The 17,463-nt window shown below is 66.0% G+C and carries 14 protein-coding genes; 10 read left to right on the top strand and 4 right to left on the bottom strand.

Annotated elements, in window-relative coordinates; all coding sequences use genetic code 11:
• The first annotated feature begins 3 nt into the window (after positions 1-3).
• Genes ORI27_RS18795 through ORI27_RS18775 form a run of 5 tightly spaced genes read left to right on the top strand, consistent with a single transcriptional unit; the run spans position 4 to position 6,741 of the window.
• Entirely contained in the window at positions 4-1,992 is a 1,989-nt protein-coding gene (locus tag ORI27_RS18795; RefSeq protein WP_265998564.1) for an ATP-binding protein, read from the top strand.
• 19 nt (positions 1,993-2,011) lie between these two features.
• Positions 2,012-2,797: a TIGR03084 family metal-binding protein gene (locus ORI27_RS18790; RefSeq protein WP_265998565.1), complete on the top strand. Its 786-nt coding sequence runs from the start codon at positions 2,012-2,014 to the stop codon at positions 2,795-2,797.
• Positions 2,794-4,557, top strand: coding sequence for an acyclic terpene utilization AtuA family protein (locus ORI27_RS18785; RefSeq protein ID WP_265998566.1), 1,764 nt, complete (start codon positions 2,794-2,796; stop codon positions 4,555-4,557). The genes ORI27_RS18790 and ORI27_RS18785 overlap by 4 nt, the downstream gene beginning before the upstream one ends.
• Complete coding sequence (locus ORI27_RS18780) at positions 4,557-5,693, top strand: acyl-CoA dehydrogenase family protein (protein ID WP_265998567.1); 1,137 nt, start codon at positions 4,557-4,559, stop codon at positions 5,691-5,693. Before ORI27_RS18785 ends, ORI27_RS18780 begins: the two co-directional genes overlap by 1 nt.
• Positions 5,694-5,700: 7 nt before the next feature.
• A complete protein-coding gene (locus ORI27_RS18775) occupies positions 5,701-6,741 on the top strand; it encodes an LLM class F420-dependent oxidoreductase (protein WP_265998568.1) in 1,041 nt (346 codons plus the stop codon).
• 1 nt (position 6,742) lies between these two features.
• On the opposite strand, the gene ORI27_RS18770 is transcribed toward ORI27_RS18775, so the two are convergent.
• Both ORI27_RS18770 and ORI27_RS18765 read right to left on the bottom strand, forming a co-directional pair.
• Positions 6,743-7,606, bottom strand: coding sequence for an extracellular catalytic domain type 1 short-chain-length polyhydroxyalkanoate depolymerase (locus tag ORI27_RS18770; protein WP_407666363.1), 864 nt, complete (start codon positions 7,604-7,606; stop codon positions 6,743-6,745).
• A gap of 68 nt (positions 7,607-7,674) precedes the next feature.
• Complete coding sequence (locus ORI27_RS18765; RefSeq protein ID WP_265998570.1) at positions 7,675-8,439, bottom strand: ribonuclease T2 family protein; 765 nt, start codon at positions 8,437-8,439, stop codon at positions 7,675-7,677.
• Between the two features lie 54 nt (positions 8,440-8,493).
• On the opposite strand from ORI27_RS18765, the gene ORI27_RS18760 reads away from it, so the two are divergent.
• Both ORI27_RS18760 and ORI27_RS18755 read left to right on the top strand, forming a co-directional pair.
• Complete coding sequence (locus tag ORI27_RS18760) at positions 8,494-10,590, top strand: hypothetical protein (RefSeq protein ID WP_265998571.1); 2,097 nt, start codon at positions 8,494-8,496, stop codon at positions 10,588-10,590.
• Positions 10,583-11,917 (top strand): reverse transcriptase family protein, encoded by a 1,335-nt coding sequence (locus ORI27_RS18755; protein WP_265998572.1) that lies wholly within the window; start codon positions 10,583-10,585, stop codon positions 11,915-11,917. Before ORI27_RS18760 ends, ORI27_RS18755 begins: the two co-directional genes overlap by 8 nt.
• 173 nt (positions 11,918-12,090) lie before the next feature.
• Here the strand turns inward: ORI27_RS18755 and ORI27_RS18750 are convergent, their stop codons facing one another.
• Positions 12,091-12,567 (bottom strand): hypothetical protein, encoded by a 477-nt coding sequence (locus ORI27_RS18750; RefSeq protein WP_265998573.1) that lies wholly within the window; start codon positions 12,565-12,567, stop codon positions 12,091-12,093.
• Positions 12,568-12,757: 190 nt separating this feature from the next.
• Between ORI27_RS18750 and ORI27_RS18745 the strand changes: the two genes are divergently transcribed.
• Positions 12,758-14,149, top strand: a complete 1,392-nt coding sequence (locus ORI27_RS18745) for a DUF4185 domain-containing protein (protein WP_265998574.1) — start codon at positions 12,758-12,760, stop codon at positions 14,147-14,149.
• 27 nt (positions 14,150-14,176) lie between these two features.
• Positions 14,177-15,004, top strand: coding sequence for an ANTAR domain-containing response regulator (locus ORI27_RS18740; protein WP_265998575.1), 828 nt, complete (start codon positions 14,177-14,179; stop codon positions 15,002-15,004).
• Between the two features lie 107 nt (positions 15,005-15,111).
• Here ORI27_RS18740 and ORI27_RS18735 read toward each other — a convergent pair whose 3' ends face one another.
• Positions 15,112-16,269: an acyl-CoA dehydrogenase family protein gene (locus ORI27_RS18735; RefSeq protein WP_265998597.1), complete on the bottom strand. Its 1,158-nt coding sequence runs from the start codon at positions 16,267-16,269 to the stop codon at positions 15,112-15,114.
• A gap of 276 nt (positions 16,270-16,545) precedes the next feature.
• Here ORI27_RS18735 and ORI27_RS18730 point away from each other — a divergent pair, with 276 nt between their 5' ends.
• Entirely contained in the window at positions 16,546-17,388 is an 843-nt protein-coding gene (locus ORI27_RS18730; protein WP_265998576.1) for an SMP-30/gluconolactonase/LRE family protein, read from the top strand.
• Positions 17,389-17,463 lie beyond the last annotated feature (75 nt).

Below are 17,463 nucleotides of genomic sequence, written 5' to 3'. Positions count from 1 at the left end.
ACCGTGTTCAGCAAGCTGCTCATCGCCAACCGCGGCGAGATCGCCGCACGGATCATCCGTACCGCCCGCGAGATGGACATCGCCACCGTCGCTGTCTTCTCCGACGCCGACCGGGACGCCCCGTATGTCCGACTTGCCGACGAGTCGGTGCATCTGCCCGGCTCCGCACCCGCCGACACCTACCTGCGCGCCGATCTGATACTCGCGGCGGCTAGGCGGACCGGAGCCCAGGCCGTACATCCCGGCTACGGCTTCCTCTCCGAGAATGCAGATTTCGCCGCCGCTTGTGCGGACGCCGGCGTGGTGTTCGTCGGGCCCAGCCCGGCCGCGATCACCGCGATGGGATCGAAGATCGCGGCCAAGGAACTGATGGCGGCGGCCGGCGTGCCGGTGCTGCCCGGGGCCACCGTGGAAAGCGGCGTCGACATCGACGCCGATGCCCTCGACAAGGCGGCCGACGGAATCGGTTACCCCATCCTCGTCAAAGCCGCGTTCGGTGGCGGCGGGAGGGGCATGCGCATCGTCACCGACGCCGAGTCCCTGATCGAAGCGGTGCAGAGTGCGCGCCGAGAGGCGGCATCGGCGTTCGGCGACGGCACCGTGTTCCTGGAGAAATTCGTGGAATCGCCCCGCCACATCGAGGTGCAGATCTTCGGCGACAGCCAGCGCACGGTCGTTCACCTCGGCGAGCGGGAATGCTCAATCCAGCGGCGCTACCAGAAAATCATCGAAGAAGCGCCCTCGACCGCCGTCGATCCGGTGTTGCGGGAGGAACTCGGTCGGGCGGCCGTCGCAGCTGGCGAAGCACTGGCCTACCAGGGCGCGGGCACCGTCGAGTTCGTGATGGCCCCCGACGGGTCGTTTTACTTCCTCGAGGTCAACACCAGACTGCAGGTCGAGCATCCGGTCACCGAAATGGTCACCGGTATCGACCTGGTACGCGCCCAGCTTCAGGTGGCCGCCGGCCAACCACTGCCGCCGGAAATGCGGACCGCCTCCGCCACCGGCCACGCCGTCGAGGTTCGCCTGTATGCCGAAGACGTTGCAGCCGGATTCATTCCGGTCGCAGGACCGCTCACCGCGCTGGAATTCCCCGACCTGTCGGGCATCCGAGTGGACGCCGGATTCGAGTCCGGATCGGTGATCAGCACGTTCTACGATCCGATGCTGGCCAAGGTCATCGGCTACGGCACGACTCGCGACGACGCCTGCGCACGGGTCGCGCGCGCGCTGACCGAGACTCGAGTCCATGGGGTGGCCACCAATCGCGATCTGCTGATCGGAATCCTGCGGGAGCCTGAATTCCTCTCCGGTGCCATCGATACCGGCTACCTGGACCGTCACGACCCAGCGGCACTGATGACGACGACGGCCGATGTGAACGGTCCGACGATCCACGCTCTGATCGCCGCCCTGGCCGATCAGGCGCAACGCCGCGCCACCACGGCGGTGTTGCCCGGGCTGCCCTCCGGCTGGCGCACATTGCCCAGCGCTGATCAGCGGGTGACTTTCACCGTCAACGGCGAGACATTGGACGTCGCTTACCGATTCGGCCGCAACGCGCTCACGGCGTTCGTGGCGGGTCAAGAACTTGCGGTGCGCCTGATCGAAGCCTCACCCGATCTGGTGGATGCCGAAATCGACGGAGTTCGTCGCCGATACCGGGTGAAGCGGGACGGACTGGACCACTACGTGGACAGCGCACTGGGCTCGACCAGCCTGCGGGAGGTCGACCGATTCCCGGATCCGGCGTCGCTCAACGAGACCGGATCTCTGGTGGCCCCGATGCCGGGCGCAGTGGTGCGCATCGAAGTCATCCAGGGCAGCCGCGTTCAGGCCGGCACGCCCATCGTCGTGCTGGAGGCGATGAAGATGGAACACACCATCCGGGCCCCGGCGGACGGTGTGGTGGCAACCATCTCGGTGACGGCCGGGGATCAGGTCGAATCCGGCCAGGTGCTGGCTGTGGTCAGTGCGGACGAGCCGGCATGATGATCCGAAGGACACGATGATGGGCCTCGACTACCCCGGTCTGCTCGCCGACCTGCGAGCGGAGACCGATCATCTCGTCACCGTGCTGAGGGACCTCGACGTCGGCGACTGGCAACTCCCCACCCCAGCGGCGGGGTGGAGCATCCAGGATCAGATGTCTCACCTGGCCTATTTCGACGACGCCACTTGGCAGGCCCTGACGGATCCGATCCGGTTCCGAACCCACGCCGACGAACTGATGGCCGGTGGCATGGATTTCCCCGACCGGATCGCCGCCGAGTACCGCGCCTTGGCCCCCGAGCGGATCTTGGAGTGGTTCGTCAACGCGCGCACCAGCATGCTCGCCGCCTTCGAGGGCGACGATCCCAAACGCAGGCTGCCCTGGTTCGGTCCGGACATGAGTGTGGCGTCGTCGGCGACCGCGCGGCTGATGGAGACATGGGCACACGGCCAGGACATCTACGACACTGTCGGCGTTGCCCATCCGCCGAGCACCGGGTTGCGCAGCATCGCCCATCTCGGGGTGGCGACCTTTGCTTTCGCCTACCACCTCAACGGGAGGCAGGTCCCCGAAGAACCGGTGCGGGTCGAGCTTCGCTCGCCCGACGGCCAAACATGGGCGTGGGGGCCGACCAACGCGGTCAACCGGATCCAGGGTCCAGCCCAAGATTTCGTGCTGACGGTGACTCAGCGCAGACACTGGACCGAGACCGCGCTCAACGCGGAAGGCCCGATAGCCTTGGGCTGGCTGGACATCGCCCAGGTCTTCGCAGGCGCCCCCAGCCGGCGAACGGTGACGAAGTGACCCGACCTGTCCGGATCGGCAACGTGTCGGCTTTCTATGGCGACCGGCTCAGCGCCATGCGCGACCTGGTAGAACAAGCCGATATCGATGTGATCACCGGCGACTATCTCGCCGAGCTGACCATGCTGATCCTGTGGAAAGCCCGCCAGAAGGACCCACAGACGGGCTACGCGCGCACGTTTCTCACCCAATTCGAGCAGGTGGTGGTGGCGTGCGCCCAACGCGGCGTCAAGATCGTCGTCAACGCCGGCGGACTCAATCCCGCGGGTATGGCCGACGCCGTCCGAACTCTGGTGGCTCGGTCCGGCGCCACCCTCAGCGTGGCACATGTCGAAGGCGACGACTTGATGCCCAGCCTTGACCGGTTCCGGGCGGACGGCGTGCCCTTCGCCCATCTCGATACTGGGCGGCTTCTGAACGATGCCGGGGTACAGCCGGTTTCGGCGAACGCATATCTGGGCGGCTGGGGCATCGCCGCAGCGCTGTCCGCCGGTGCCGACGTCGTCATCACCGGTCGGGTCACCGACGCCGCGCTGGTCGTCGGAGTCGGGGCGTGGTGGCACGGCTGGGAGCGCACCGACTACGACGCACTGGCGGGCGCGGTGGCAGCCGGACACATCATCGAATGCGGTCCGCAGGCTACCGGGGGCAACTATTCGCAGTTGCGCGAAATCAGCGATCGTCGATATCCGGGCTCCCCGATCGCCGAATTAGCTTGTGATGGAAGCTTTGTCATCACCAAACCCGTCGGCACGGGCGGTCTGGTCTCGCCCGGGACCGTCATCGCCCAGCTGCTCTACGAGGTCGCCTCCCCCAGGTACACGAACCCGGATGTGGTGGCACACTTCGACACCTTGACCGTCCGCCAAGACGGCCCGGACCGGGTACGCGTCGCCGGGGCCACCGGCTCGCCGCCACCCCCGACCCTGAAGGTGGCGATGAACTACGTCGGCGGCTACCGGAACACCATGACGATGGTGCTGACCGGTCTCGACATCGAGGACAAAGCCGCGTGGGCCGTCGACGAGCTGTTCGACATCCTGGGCGGCAGAAGCTCATTCGACGATGTCGACATTCAACTCCTGCGCTACGACAAACCTGACCCGCGGGCGATGAGTGAGGCGACCGCGCACCTGCGCGTGACCGTCAAGGACCGTGACCGGACGAAGGTCGATCGCGCCTTCTCCAATGCCGTCGTAGAGCTCTACGTCGCCGGCTATCCGGGCTTTCACACCACCACCCCGCCGTCTTCAGCCAGCGAATTCGGCGTCTACTGGCCCACCCTGGTGCCGGCAAGCCTGGTCGAGCACGTCGTCGTACATGCGGACGGGTCGAGACAGGCGATTCCGCACAGCGGTCAAACCGCCGACCGTCGCGACGGTTCGGCCGTTCCGGTGGCTCCGACCGCTCCGATCGACTTCGGCCCGACGAGCCGACTCCCGCTCGGCACCGTCGCGGCAGCCAGATCCGGCGACAAGGGCGGGAACGCCAATGTCGGGGTATGGACCGACACCGACGATAGGTGGGAGTGGTTACACGCCCACTTGACGGTCGACCGATTTCGGGACCTTGTCACCGAAACACAAGGTCTGCAAGTACTCCGGTATGAGTTCGCCAATCTGAAGGCACTCAACTTCGTCATCGTCGGGTTTCTCGGCGAGGGAGTGGCTTCCTGCACGAGGCCGGACGCGCAAGCCAAGGCGCTCGGCGAGTATCTGCGTGCCCTGCACACCGACATCCCCGACAAACTGGTGAACTGATGGACTTCACTGAATCTCCCGAACATCACGACCTACGCAAAGCCGTTGCATCAGTCACTGACCGGTACGGTTCGCACTATTTCGCGGAACGAGCCGTCGCCGGAGAGCCGACTACCGAGTTGTGGCGAGATCTGGGCCGGCACGGTTTCATCGGGATCAACTTCCCCGAGGAGCACGGGGGCGGTGGCGCCGGGATGGCCGAGCTCGCGATCGTGTGCGAGGAGACCGCAGCACACGGTTGTCCACTGTTGCTGTTGCTGGTCTCCAGCGCCATCTCCGGCGAGCTGCTGAGCCGCTATGGCAGCGATACGCAACGCCGGGAGTGGCTGCCGCGGATGGCATCCGGCGAGACCAAGGTCGTCTTCGCGATCACCGAACCCGATGCCGGGTCCAACACCCGCCAGATCAGCACCAGCGCCGTGCGTGACGGCGACGACTACGTGCTGAACGGAACCAAGTACTACATCTCCGGGGTGGACGAGGCTGATGCGTTGATCGTCGTCGCGCGATCGGCAGCAGAACAATTGTCGTTGTTCCTGGTACCCACCGACGCGCCCGGCTTGGTCAAACATCTTCTCCCGGTTGGAATCACCGTTCCTGAAAAGCAATTCACGTTGTACTTCGACAGTGTGCGGGTGCCGGCCTCGAGCCTGATCGGCACCGAACACAATGGGTTCCGTCAGGTATTCGACGGCTTGAACCCGGAACGGATCACCGGTGCCGCGGTGTGCGTGGGCGTCGGGCGACACGCGGTGGAACGGGGCGCGGAGTATGCGCGCAGCCGAACCGTGTGGGGGCCGCCGATCGGCTCCTATCAGGCCATTGCCCATCCGCTGGCCGAAGCCAGGATCGCCGTGGATCTCGCCGCGATGATGACTGCCAAAGCCGCCTGGCTGTTCGACCAGGGACTGCCCGCCGGAGAAGCGTCCAACATGGCGAAGTACGCGGCTGCCGAGGCCGCGGTGGCAGCGGCCGACCACGCAATCCAGGTGCACGGCGGCAACGGCCTGTCGACGGAGTACGGCCTGCTGCCGCAGTGGGGGCTGGCCCGCTTGCTGCGGATCGCACCGGTGAGTCGCGAAATGATCCTGAACTACGTGGCTCAACACACCCTGGCGCTACCCCGATCGTATTGAGGACGGCATGAGACTTGGTCTACAACTTGGCTATTGGAGCGAAAAGCCTCCGGTCAACCATGCGGAGTTGGTGGCTGTGGCCGAGGAAGCCGGTTTCGACACGGTGTTCACCGCCGAGGCGTGGGGTTCGGATGCGTTCACCCCGCTGGCCTGGTGGGGCCGTGAAACCACCCGCATGCGGCTGGGCACTTCGGTGGTCCAGCTCTCGGCTCGCACCCCGACGGCATGCGCGATGGCCTCACTGACCCTCGATCACCTTTCCGGGGGCCGGCATATCCTGGGTCTGGGGGTGTCCGGACCTCAGGTGGTCGAGGGTTGGTACGGGCAGAAATTCCCCAAGCCGTTGGCCCGCACCCGCGAGTACATCGACATCATCCGCCAGGTCTGGGCCCGACAGGCCCCCGTCACCAGCGCCGGGCCGCACTACCCGTTGCCGCTGGCCGGTGAGGGCACCACCGGGCTGGGCAAGCCGCTCAAGCCGATCGTGCATCCGCTGCGCGCCGACATCCCGATCATGCTCGGCGCCGAAGGACCCAAGAACGTCGCGCTGGCCGCCGAGATCTGTGACGGCTGGCTGCCGATCTTCTACTCCCCACGACTGGCGCCGATGTACAACGAATGGCTCGATGAAGGCTTCGCCCGTCCGGGGGCGCGTCGGTCCCGGGAGGACTTCGAGATCTGCGCGACCGCGCAGGTGGTGATCACCGACGACCGGGCCTCGATCATGGACCTGATCAAGCCGCACCTGGCGCTTTACATGGGCGGAATGGGTGCTGAGGACACCAATTTCCATGCCGACGTCTATCGGCGGATGGGCTACTCCGAGGTCGTCGACGAGGTCACCCGGCTGTTCCGCAGCGACCATAAGGATGGCAAAGACCGAGCCGCGAAGGCGGTTCCTGACGAGCTCGTCGACGACTCCGCGATCGTCGGCGACATCGACTATGTGCGCAAACAGATCGTGGCCTGGGAAGCCGCCGGGGTCACCATGATGGTCATCGGTGCCCGCAGCCCCGAGCAGATCCGCGAAGCCGCCGACCTTCTGTAGCTCAGCTGAGATGGGCGGCGAAGAACTGTCCGATGGCCTGGGAGGCGTCGAACCCGGCACGGGCCTGTGACGGCCAGGTGTGACCCCACCCGTCGATGGTGACGAATGCGACTTCGGTGCCGTCGGCACAACCGTTGGCGGCCAGGCGCTTTCCACCGGCGATCGGGGTCTGCACCGCCGGCGGGCAGTGGTCGAAAGCGAGCCATCGCGCCGCCATCGTGGGTGCGGCCACGACGACGCTGGCCCCGCCGCGGCCGACCATCCGGCCGCCGGTGTACGGCACCACCCGATCACCGGTGCCGTGGATCGCCAGCACCGAAACGGGTTGGGATGGATTGCAGGGCACGCCGGTACCCAGCGTGCTCGAGACGGGCGCGATGGCCGCGACGAGGTCGGCCCGCTCGCACGCCAGCCGGTTCGCCATAAACCCGCCGGCCGACATCCCGGTGACAAAGACCCGGCCGGGTGCGATGCCGTATTCGCGGGATAGCTGTGCGATGAGCGACGACAGGAAACCGACGTCGTCGACGCCCCGGCGGTCCGGGGTCGACGCGCCCCGCCCGTCGGCCCAACTGAGGTCGATACCGTCGGGATAGGCCACCAGGAAACCGTATTGGTCGGCGACCGCGTCGTAGCGGGTCTGCGTGGCCTGCTTTCGTCCGGTCTGCCCACCACCGTGCAGGTTGAGCACCAGCGCTTTCGGACGCTCGGAGCCGGCCGGAACATGCAGCAGATAGGTGCGCTGCAGACCACCGAATGTCAACGCAGCGGGCAGATCCCCGGTCGCAGGGGCGCGCGCAGGGGCGATCGTGAAGACGACCAGAAGGGCGGCCACAAGCACCGTCACGCGCAAGCTCACCCCGATAGTGTGCCCCGCGGTCTCCGTGGGGCGCAGGGCGATCCCCACGTCGACGCCGGCCGGTCACCGACCTGTCATGACCCCGGTACCAGCCCGCGCCGGCAGCCGGCGAACACCGTCGGCGCCTTGGTGAGCAGGCCGCCCAGCGAGAGGTTGTCGGAATCGGCCTTCAATTCGGTGACCGGCGGAAGCGAGATGTGCACCTCGTAGGCGACCATGCCTTCGCCGTCGACCTCTTTGCACGTCATGCCCGCCCGCTGTCCGGCGTCGGATCCGAATTTGGTGTCCAACTTGTCGCGCACCGCGCTCAGGGAGACGTGACCGCCCTCGGCACTCTTGAACACCGGGTCGAGGACGGCGGTTACTTCGGCGGTCAAGGTCGTGGCGATACCGAAGTATTCCGACGGCGGCAGCCCCGAGCAGGTGCCGTGGGCGGACCACTCGTGGGGTGCCATCACGGAGGCGTCCGACATCATCGACTGGAGATTGGTCTGCACCGCTTCGGGCAGCTGCAGCGTCGACAGGCCGGGAGGTTGAGCGTCCTTGGACACTCCACAGAACTGCTCAGTAGGCGGCTGCGGCCACAGTCCGTGCATGATCAACGCCGGCCCCAGCGAGCCGACATGGCCACTGCGGCAGCCGGGGTTGGCCGGGTCGACCTTGCACAGACTCGGTCCCCAGGTCACCACGAGCAGGCTGGAACTGCTGTCGCCGGCGGCCTCGGTCCGGCTCAACTCGCGCGGACGGTCCACCACCAGAACACTGAAGGCGACCGCTGCGACAACCACCGCCCCCAAAGCCGCCGATATCGACAATACGGCCACGTCACCTCGCCGCATGCGGTACAGCTTGTCACGACCACGCGTCAGCGTTGTTGGATTGCGGAAGGTCACATGCAGGTGCCGCTGCCGAAGTTCGGCCCCCCGGTGAACGACGTCGATCGCTGGTTCGAGCGCACCGCCCGAGGACGCAACCGGGTGCCGTCGCTGTTCGCCAGCCTGCTGACCGGTCGAGTCTTCACCTACCTGGCCTATCGCCTGCGCTACCCGCTGGTGCTCGCCACGGTGCAGTTCGGGGTCCACGTCGCGGAGTTCTTCGTGATCCTGTCCAGCCTGGGCGGCGTGGCGGCGTTCACCGTGATGATGCTGCGGGTGGGCAGTCTGGTCATCGGCGGGGCCTGGTGGGGACTTCTCGAAATCATGCGCGACCGGCTTCGCGGCTTCTCCCGGTCCGGCGAGCGGGACGCGGCCGGCTACGAGATCGGCAGCTGGCTGGTCCTGGCCGTGACCTTGACGGTGACCACCACCGTGGGCGGCGCCGTTGCCCTGGTGATGCTGCACCCGTCGGGCGACGACCCGGTCGCGCATCTGTACGCATTCCTGATCATCGTCGAGTTCGCAATCAACTTTCCGGTTCGGGTGGTGCATTCCGGCGTCTACGCGACCCGGCGCGTCTATCGACCGCGCTGGTCGATCTTCCTGGCCCCGGTCGTTCAACTCGCGGTGCTGAGCATCGGGTTCTACTACTACCCGACGGTCGCCATCGTCATCGCGATCATCGTGTCCAATGCCATCGCCATCGCCATCACGATCCACTACTCACTGGAGACGTATCGCTTGATCGGGCTGGCGCCGAGGCTGCGAGCGCATTGGCGCCGGTTCTGGCGGCAGTTTCCGAAAATCCCACCGTGGCAGGGCCTCAAGGACACCGTTTCCGGACTCGGGCTGCGACTCGACGGGGTATTCGTGCTCGCGATCGTCGGTATCTACGGCACCAACACCCGATCCTTCGACCTGACCGCCGCCGTCGCAGAATGGCGGCACGTCGACACCTTCCGGTTCTTTTACCTGGTACTGCCACTGTTTCGAGGCTCCTACGAATCTGCGGGGATTTTCTACTTCGACTTCGTCCGGCTGCGCAGCGATTCGGCGCTATACGAGTTGCGCCGCACGTTCTTTCACCGACTTCTGTGCGCTGCCCCGGTGACGTCCCTATACTTCTGGGCATTGGCGGCCGCGCTCGGAATGTTCTTCCTGCACGATATTCCGCTGACGTTCCTGCTTGCGCTGATCCCACTCTTCCTGGTGCGCAGCGTGATCGGCATCTACCAGATCCGGCTGTTCGCCGAAGGACGGTCGGGCACCCACCTCGCCACGATGCTGTTCCTGGTCGTGTTGCTGTGGCTGATCTGGATCAAACCCAACCCGGCCTCCGACCTCATCCAGATCACCGCCGCGATGATCCTGCAGCTGATCCTTCTCATCAACGTGCAGCATCTGCAAGACCGCCGATACCCGCCACCGCCCACACTGCTCAGCCTGGGCGACTGGCTGCACCGGCTGGCCCGTGAGCCCGGACCGGTTCGGGTCGGCGACATCGCGATCCCCGAATCAGCCACCACCAAGCAGAGATCGGCCGCGGTGCGGCTGATGCGTCACACGTTCGACGGTAACGGGCACGTGGCGTTCCAGTCGCCCAGAAAGCTCACCTACTACGAACGCACGACCGAGGATTCGCCCGCGGCGCCGCCTCATCTGCTGCTGCAAACCCTCAGCGGCGGAGCGGTCAACCGCGGCACGTCCTCGACCACCCCGATCACCAATGGGCGGGACGCCTTCCGGCAATGGGTTCCCCAGGATGGTGTGGTCACCGCCCCTGTCGATCTGCCGGCTCTGGTAGCCGAGTTCCGTTCCCTGTTTCCCGACGGCATCGTCTTCGATCTGGAAAACCTCGCCGGCGCCCGGGAGATGCGCGATCTCGACCCTGACCTGCTGGTGCGGGCGGTACCCGCGGTGACGCGGAGCCTGGAAGACGGCGTCACCACCGTTGTGCTGTCCGAACGCAGGCTCACCCCGATCTATCAGCACGGAGCGCTTCGCTTGCTTCTGATCTCCCCACCCGACCCCGATACCGCTCGTTCGAAAGACCTCGCCACGGCCGTTCGAGCCTGGCAGATCAGCGGGGCCGCAAAGTGGGTCGGCGATGCCTGATCCCGTCGATATCGAACGGCAGTTGGCCGACCCGAAAACCTATGAGGCCACCATCCTTCGGATCTTCACCAAGAAGCGACAGCGTGGCATGACGTTCAGCGAGGTCGCCGACGACGGGGTGACCTACTTCGACACGGTCACCAACCGGCGAACACTGGCACGGGTGATCGCCCGCAGCGTGGCCGACGGCCGATTCCAGCCTCAGCCGGTGGATCTCTGGATCCTCGACACCAACGGGAAGCGGCGCGCCGCGCATATGCCGGTCTTCACCGACCACGTCGTGGGATCGGCTCTCTTTCAGCTCATCTCACATAATGCCTGTTGCTACGGCCTTCCCGGCGTCTACTCCTACCTGCCGGGCAAGACCAATGTGACCGCGATGCGGGCCCTCGCCGACTATGTCCGCGCTCACCGTGCGCGGACGGGGGACAAAGGGCCGCCGTTGTACGTCCTGCAATCCGACTTCGAGCACTACGGCGACAATCTCCCGGTCGGCCCCGATGCCGCGCTGTGGCCCATCCTGCGCGAGGTGGTCGCACTCGGAAGCCGCAATGGTGTTGTTCCACAGCATGTTTGGGATCTCATCACCCGACTCGCCCGTCCCATCGTGCGCGATCAGGAGGGTGCACATTTCACTCGCGTTCACGGGGTGGCCATGGGAACTCCGCTGGTCCCGATCCTGGCCGACCTGGCCGTCGTGCCGATGGACAAGGCGATCCTGGATATCGACGGCATCTTCTACGCCCGCTACAACGACGATTTTCTGTTCGCGCACCACGACCTGAGCGCCATGCACGAGGCGGACGCGCGGATCGACGCGCTGCTGGACGAGTTGGGTGTCAAACGCAAACTCGGCAAGGAACTTCGAACCGCCTTGAGCCCGACGGGTCGGCCATGCCCGAGCGATCCCGCCTACCGCGGGCGCGGGCGCGTCACTTCGCTCGGCCTGTCGGTCAGTCACGCGGGCACCGTGTCGGTCGCGCCACATCGGCTGCGGCGGTTCATCGCGCGGGTTGCCGCGCGTATCGACGGAGTGGCGGCCGGACTCGGTCGGCTGCCGGCCAAGGAGCGGGCACGCCAACTCGTGGTCGCCACGAACGTGATGCTGGATCTGACGAATCCGTTTGCCGTTGCCGGATTGTCCTCGCTGCTCGACACCACGACGGACCGGGGGACGTTGAAGGACTTGGACTATCGCATCGCCCGCAAGATCGTGCAGGCCGCCACCGGGCGCCCGGGAGTGCGCGGCTTCCGGGTTGTCCCGCCGGCCATGCTCCGCGCGGAGATGGGATTGGTGTCGCTGGTGTATCTGCGTAACCAGCGGTAGCCCCGGACCGACATTGCCCGGCCTTGCCGTGATCGCCGGATGTGCGGTTCAATTCTTTCCGAGGGCGCGGACCCCGCCTGGTGCGGCTTTATCGAGGGACCACAGAGGCTGTGGCTTTCGGTCCTTCACTTTTTCGTTTTTCCCCGCGCCCTCGCTTGCGCTCTGGTCGACGGCTACCGGTCGCCACGGGTGCAGTTCGGCTCCGCGGGCTTGGTGGGCCACGCGCAGACGTCGATGTAGGTCGTGGTGTTGAACCCGCCGCCGTCGAACACCCCGTAGGCGGCGCCGTTGGTTCCGGTGTAGGTGGCGCCGCCGCCGCCTTCGCCGCCCGAGGTGACGATGGTGGTCACCTCCCAGCCCTTGTCCTGCAGCGCGGCCCTGTACGAGGCCATCACGTCGCCGGGGGAACCGTTCACGACGAAGTGCAGGTGAATCCCGTTGTCGGCGATGCCGTCCGGCCCCTGTGTCCCCTGACTGTTCGCCGGAGTGGGCACCAGCGACGGCAGCAGGCTGTCGTCGAGCACCGCTACCGTCGCCGACGACGGGCTCGTCGCTTCTGGGGCCGTGCCCGAGTCGGGGCCACCGCACGCCGTCCCCGATACGCCGACGACCAACGCCACCGCCGCCGCAACACACACACCATGTCTCATCGTTGGTCCTCTCGTCTAGCGCACAGTAGCCCAGCCGGCGGGCGCGGTCCGGTCGGCCGGAATGCCAGGTTGCGACACGGTCACGAATGGATACCTATCGACACAGGGCCGGTCACAAGAGTCACACAAATCCCTATCGTCACAATGGCCAACAGACGTCACAGCGACGTCCCGCCCCGAAAGGTGTGTCGTGTCGCCGCGCCCCAGGATCCCCTCGTTGTCGCTGGCGTCGGCACTTGTCGTCGGACTGTGCGCGTCGACCGGTGTCGCACCGCCGGCCAACGCCGAACCATGCGAAGGCGCCTCAGCCGCGGCGCAACCCGCCGCGAACCAGGCCTTCCAGATTCCGCAACCCTCGGCGATCGCCCCCTTCGACCGGCCCATCGGGCACAAACCCGCCGGCGCGAATGATCAAGCGCCCCTTCCGTCATTGGGCAAGCTCCTCATCAACGCGTTCATGCCCAACGCGGCACAGGTACAGAAACAGGCCGCGGTCGCGCCGTCGCCCAAACCGGCGCCCGCGCAGCCGCAGCCCGCTCCGGCCGCGGCCCAGCCGGCACCGTCCACCGCGCCACCGGGCACCTCGGTCGTCGGCTGGGTGACCGGACCGGAGAGTCCGAACCAGACCATCCAGAAGTTCGCCGTCACCGGGACCGACCTCGGAATCATGTGGGACAACGGCGATCCCACCCACCGCCAGGTCCTGATGGCCTTCGGCGACACCAACGGCTTCTGCCAGATCCCCGGCAAGCAGTGGCGCTACAACGTGCTGATGCGCAGCACCGACGGGTCGCTGGCCAACACCGTCGCGGTGCCCGACGGTGTCGTCGGCAACAAGTACTCCGGATCGCCGGTGTGGCGCCCGGGAATCGCCAAGCAGGTCATCAACAGCATCAACGGTGCGCCGCAAGAGACGGGCATCATCCCCACCTCCGGCGTCGCCGTCGGGCAGAACCAGTTCCTCAACTTCATGTCCATCAAGAGCTGGGACAACTACGGCGCGTGGACCACGAACTACTCGGCGATCGCGACATCGACCGACAACGGCGAGACCTGGGGTGTCTACCCCGGCACCGTCCGTCAGCCCACCAACGGCAACGAGAAGTTCCAGATGGGCGCGTTCCTCAAGCCCGGCCCGGGTGATCCGTATCTGTACTCGTTCGGAACCCCCAACGGGCGAAGTGGATCGGCGTACGTAGCACGGGTGTCCCCCGCGCTTGTCCCGGACCTGACCAAATACGAGTACTGGAGCTCCGACAGCAACTCGTGGGTGCCGGGTAGCCCGGTGGCGGCGACACCGGTGATCCCGGGGCCGGTCGGCGAGATGTCGGCCCAGTTCAACAACTACCTCAAGCAGTACCTGGTGCTGTACTGCAACGGCAACAACGACGTGGTGATGCGGACCGCGCCGGCGCCGCAGGGCCCGTGGGGTCCGGAACAGATGCTGGTGTCGTCGATGCAGATCCCCGGCGGCATCTACGCCCCGTTCCTGCATCCGTGGTCGACGGGCCGAGAGCTGTACTACAACCTGTCGTTGTGGTCGGCCTACAACGTGATGTTGATGCACACTGTGCTCCCCTGACGTCCCAAGAGTGGGACACTCAGCGACATGGACCACAGCGACCCGCGTGTCGACGACTCCATCCCGACCGAGGTGCTCGACGGAACCGACACCGAGCAGGCGGCCGAGATCGTCGTCGACGCCGCCGTGCGCAACACCATCTCGCCGGCGGAGCTGGGCCGGATGCTGGTCGACGCCGGGCGCAGCGTCGCCGACGAGGATGACCTGCTGACGTTGCTGCAACGGGTCGCCGGGATCGCGCACGAGGCCGTCGACGGAGCCGACTACACGGGAATCACCATCGATCTCAGCGGCCGCACCTACACCGCGGTGCACACCGACGAGCGCACCCTACGCATCGACAGCGAGCAGTACGAGGCCGGTGACGGCCCGTGCCTGCACGCCGCGCGCAACCGCACCACCGTGCTGCTGGACTCCGACGAGGCGATGGCTCGGTGGCCGCGCTTCGCCGCCGCCGCCCGCGAGGAAGGCGTCCACAGCTTCCTGGCCGCACCACTGTTCACCAAGGAGCAGACGCTCGGATCGTTCAATCTGTACGGGCGGGATCGTCACGCCTTCGACAGCCTCGACGCCGAGATCCTCGACCTGTTGACCACCGCGGTGTCCCGGGCCATCGGCGACTTCGCACGCTTCAAGTCCGCCCACGACACCGCGGAGTCAATCCAACGGGTGTTGCAGACCCGCGCCCCGATCGAACAGGCCAAGGGTGTACTGATGGCTCTGCGCGGCATCGATGCCGACGAGGCCTTCGACGTGCTCCGCGTGCAGAGTCAGCAGACGAACGTGCCCGTTCGGGTGATCGCGGTGGACTTCCTGGACAAGGTCACCGGCAGCGACGGCGAACAAAGCGCCTGAACGGGGCTTTCCGAGCGGGCAACGTCTCAGCGACGTTCACCGCGGGGACCGCTCCGGCGACCGTGAGGCCCGACCGACGCCCGGACCCCACGGCGATGAGCCCAGCATCACTCGCGCACGCCATAGGACCGCGGCAACCCGAGTACGTGCTCGGCCAGGTAGTTGAGGATCATTTCCTGTGGGATCGGCGCCAGCCTCATCAGCCTCGCCTCCCGCCAATAGCGGGCGACGTCGTATTCGTCGGCGTAACCGAACCCGCCATGGGTTTGTACGGCCTGGTCGGCGGCGGCGAACGCGGCGTCGGCGGCCAGCCATTTCGCCATATTCGCCTGTTCGCCGCAGTCGAACCCGCGGTCGTAGAGCCACGCGGCTTCGCGCACCACTAATCCCGCGGCATGCAGCCGCGTATAGGCCTCGGCGAGGGGGAACGCGACGCCCTGGTTCGATCCGATTGGTGCTCCATACACAACGCGGGCATTCGCGTACTCGACAGCCCGCCGAACGGCGGCGCGTCCGATACCGATGGCTTCCGAGGCCACCAGGATCCGCTCCGGATTCAGCCCGTGCAGCAAGTAGTGGAAACCGTCTCCCTCTTCACCGACACGGTCGTCCACCGCCACCAAGTGGTCATCGAAGGTGACCTCACACGACACCACGGCGTTACGGCCGACCTTCGGGATCGGGTTGATCTGCACGTGCGGCGCGTCCAGGTCGGCGAGCAGCAAGGTCAGGCCGTCTGTGCGCTTCTGTACCTGCTCCAATGGTGTTGTACGCACCAGCAGGAGCGTCTTCTGACACAACGAGGCCTTGGTCATCCAGACCTTGCGACCCCGCACGATGTAGTTGTCCCCATCGCGCACTGCGCGTGTGGCGATGTTCGTGGTGTCGGTCCCCGCGTCGGGTTCGGTGACACCGAACGCGACGTGCAGGTCGCCGGCTGCGACAGCAGGCAGGTACCGCCGGCGCAGCTGTTCGCTCCCGAACCGCACGACCGGGTTCATGCCGAAGATTGACGTGTGAATTGCGCTGCACCCGTTCATGGCGGCTCCGGAGGCCGCGACCTCCTCGAGCACGATCGATGCTTCGGCAATACCGCGGCCGCCTCCGCCGTACACCTCCGGGATGGCTATTCCGATCCAGCCGCCTTCTGCCAGAGCTTTGTAGAGTTCCCAGGGGAACTCGTGCCTGGCGTCCATGTCCCGCCAGTAGCTGTCCGGGAACTCGCGGCAGATACGCCGAACGGCCTCCCGAATGTCGGTATGCAGATCTGGCTCGCCGAATTCAGTCAACGCCCACTCCGAATCGTCATCGCACCCCGGCGGCTCCAGGTAATGACCCGCGGGGGGCGGAGTCACCCATCACAGACATTATATACTATATCCCGATTGCGCCGGATCGCTCCTGGGGACCCTTGTGGTCGATAGTGCGACCACCGTCGCGCCGATCATCTGGCCAACCTTGACGTTTTGCCCGGAGGTGGGCTGTCCGCGCGCGTGTGGAATGAACCAGACAACCCTCTCGCAAGTATGTATATTATATTTATGCGTGGGTCGATCGCACATCCTTGGGTTCTGACGCCGCTGGCCGACGGCTTATCCGCCGCTCAAAGCCTTCGCTGGTTCGAGGGACTGTTGTGGTTCCCTTCCTCACTCGAGGAAGCGGTACACACCGTAGACATACGTGGGTCGATGACCACATTGCCCCTTCCCGGCCATCGCCCGACTGGACTCGCCTTTCGCCCGGATGGTTCCCTGCTGATTGCATCGAGTAACAAACGACGGATCCTGCGTTACGACGGCGAAGTCGTCACCACCTTCGTCGATCTCAGTGACACGGCGCCGGGACCCCTTGGCGATATGGTCGTCGACAGGGCTGGCCGCACCTATATCCTCTGTCCCGCAACTGAAGACGGCGTCCTCGTCCAGATAGACCGCGGCAACAATGTGACAATCTCCGCCGCCGGTCTCGATGATCCCGTAGGAATCGTCGTCACTTTGGACGGCAGGACATTGATCGTCGCCGAGTCGCTTGGCCGACGGTTGACCGCCTTCAGCATCGCACCGGACGGTTCGCTGTCGGGCCGCCGACCCTTCGCCGAGGGGCTCAGCGGTCCTCCAGGCGGCATCTCCATCGACGCCCACGGAGGAATTTGGACTGCGACGACGCTGGCGCACCAGTTTCAGCGGGTGGTGGCCGGCGGCGCCGTTACCGACCGCATCGACATGGGTGATCGCAGCGCGATCGGATGCACATTGGGCGGCCCGAGCGGGCGCACGCTGTTCATGCTTTCGACCCCCGACTGCTCCTGCTCGATCGCGGCGGGACGGAATTCGTGTCGCATCGATACTGTGGTCGTGGACATTCCGGGCGTGCCTAGGCGGTAGATCGCCCTCTCCTGATCGGCGCGGGTGGTGCTGCGCGTCCCGCCAGATACGACAGCCACGCTGCCGTTAGCTCCT

The organism is Mycobacterium pinniadriaticum (assembly GCF_026242045.1).
In the GTDB taxonomy this organism is placed as follows: domain Bacteria; phylum Actinomycetota; class Actinomycetes; order Mycobacteriales; family Mycobacteriaceae; genus Mycobacterium; species Mycobacterium pinniadriaticum.
The sequence above is the reverse complement of the archived record's forward strand: the minus strand, read 5'-3'. Positions and strand labels throughout refer to the sequence as shown.

Coding starts and splice junctions, on each gene's coding strand:
- ORI27_RS18760 (WP_265998571.1), top strand. CDS start 8,494: ATGCAGGTGCCGCTGCCGAAGTTCGGCCCCCCGGTGAACGACGTCGAT.
- ORI27_RS18730 (WP_265998576.1), top strand. CDS start 16,546: ATGCGTGGGTCGATCGCACATCCTTGGGTTCTGACGCCGCTGGCCGAC.
- ORI27_RS18740 (WP_265998575.1), top strand. CDS start 14,177: ATGGACCACAGCGACCCGCGTGTCGACGACTCCATCCCGACCGAGGTG.
- ORI27_RS18750 (WP_265998573.1), bottom strand. CDS start 12,567: ATGAGACATGGTGTGTGTGTTGCGGCGGCGGTGGCGTTGGTCGTCGGC.
- ORI27_RS18755 (WP_265998572.1), top strand. CDS start 10,583: ATGCCTGATCCCGTCGATATCGAACGGCAGTTGGCCGACCCGAAAACC.
- ORI27_RS18780 (WP_265998567.1), top strand. CDS start 4,557: ATGGACTTCACTGAATCTCCCGAACATCACGACCTACGCAAAGCCGTT.
- ORI27_RS18775 (WP_265998568.1), top strand. CDS start 5,701: ATGAGACTTGGTCTACAACTTGGCTATTGGAGCGAAAAGCCTCCGGTC.
- ORI27_RS18765 (WP_265998570.1), bottom strand. CDS start 8,439: ATGCGGCGAGGTGACGTGGCCGTATTGTCGATATCGGCGGCTTTGGGG.
- ORI27_RS18790 (WP_265998565.1), top strand. CDS start 2,012: ATGGGCCTCGACTACCCCGGTCTGCTCGCCGACCTGCGAGCGGAGACC.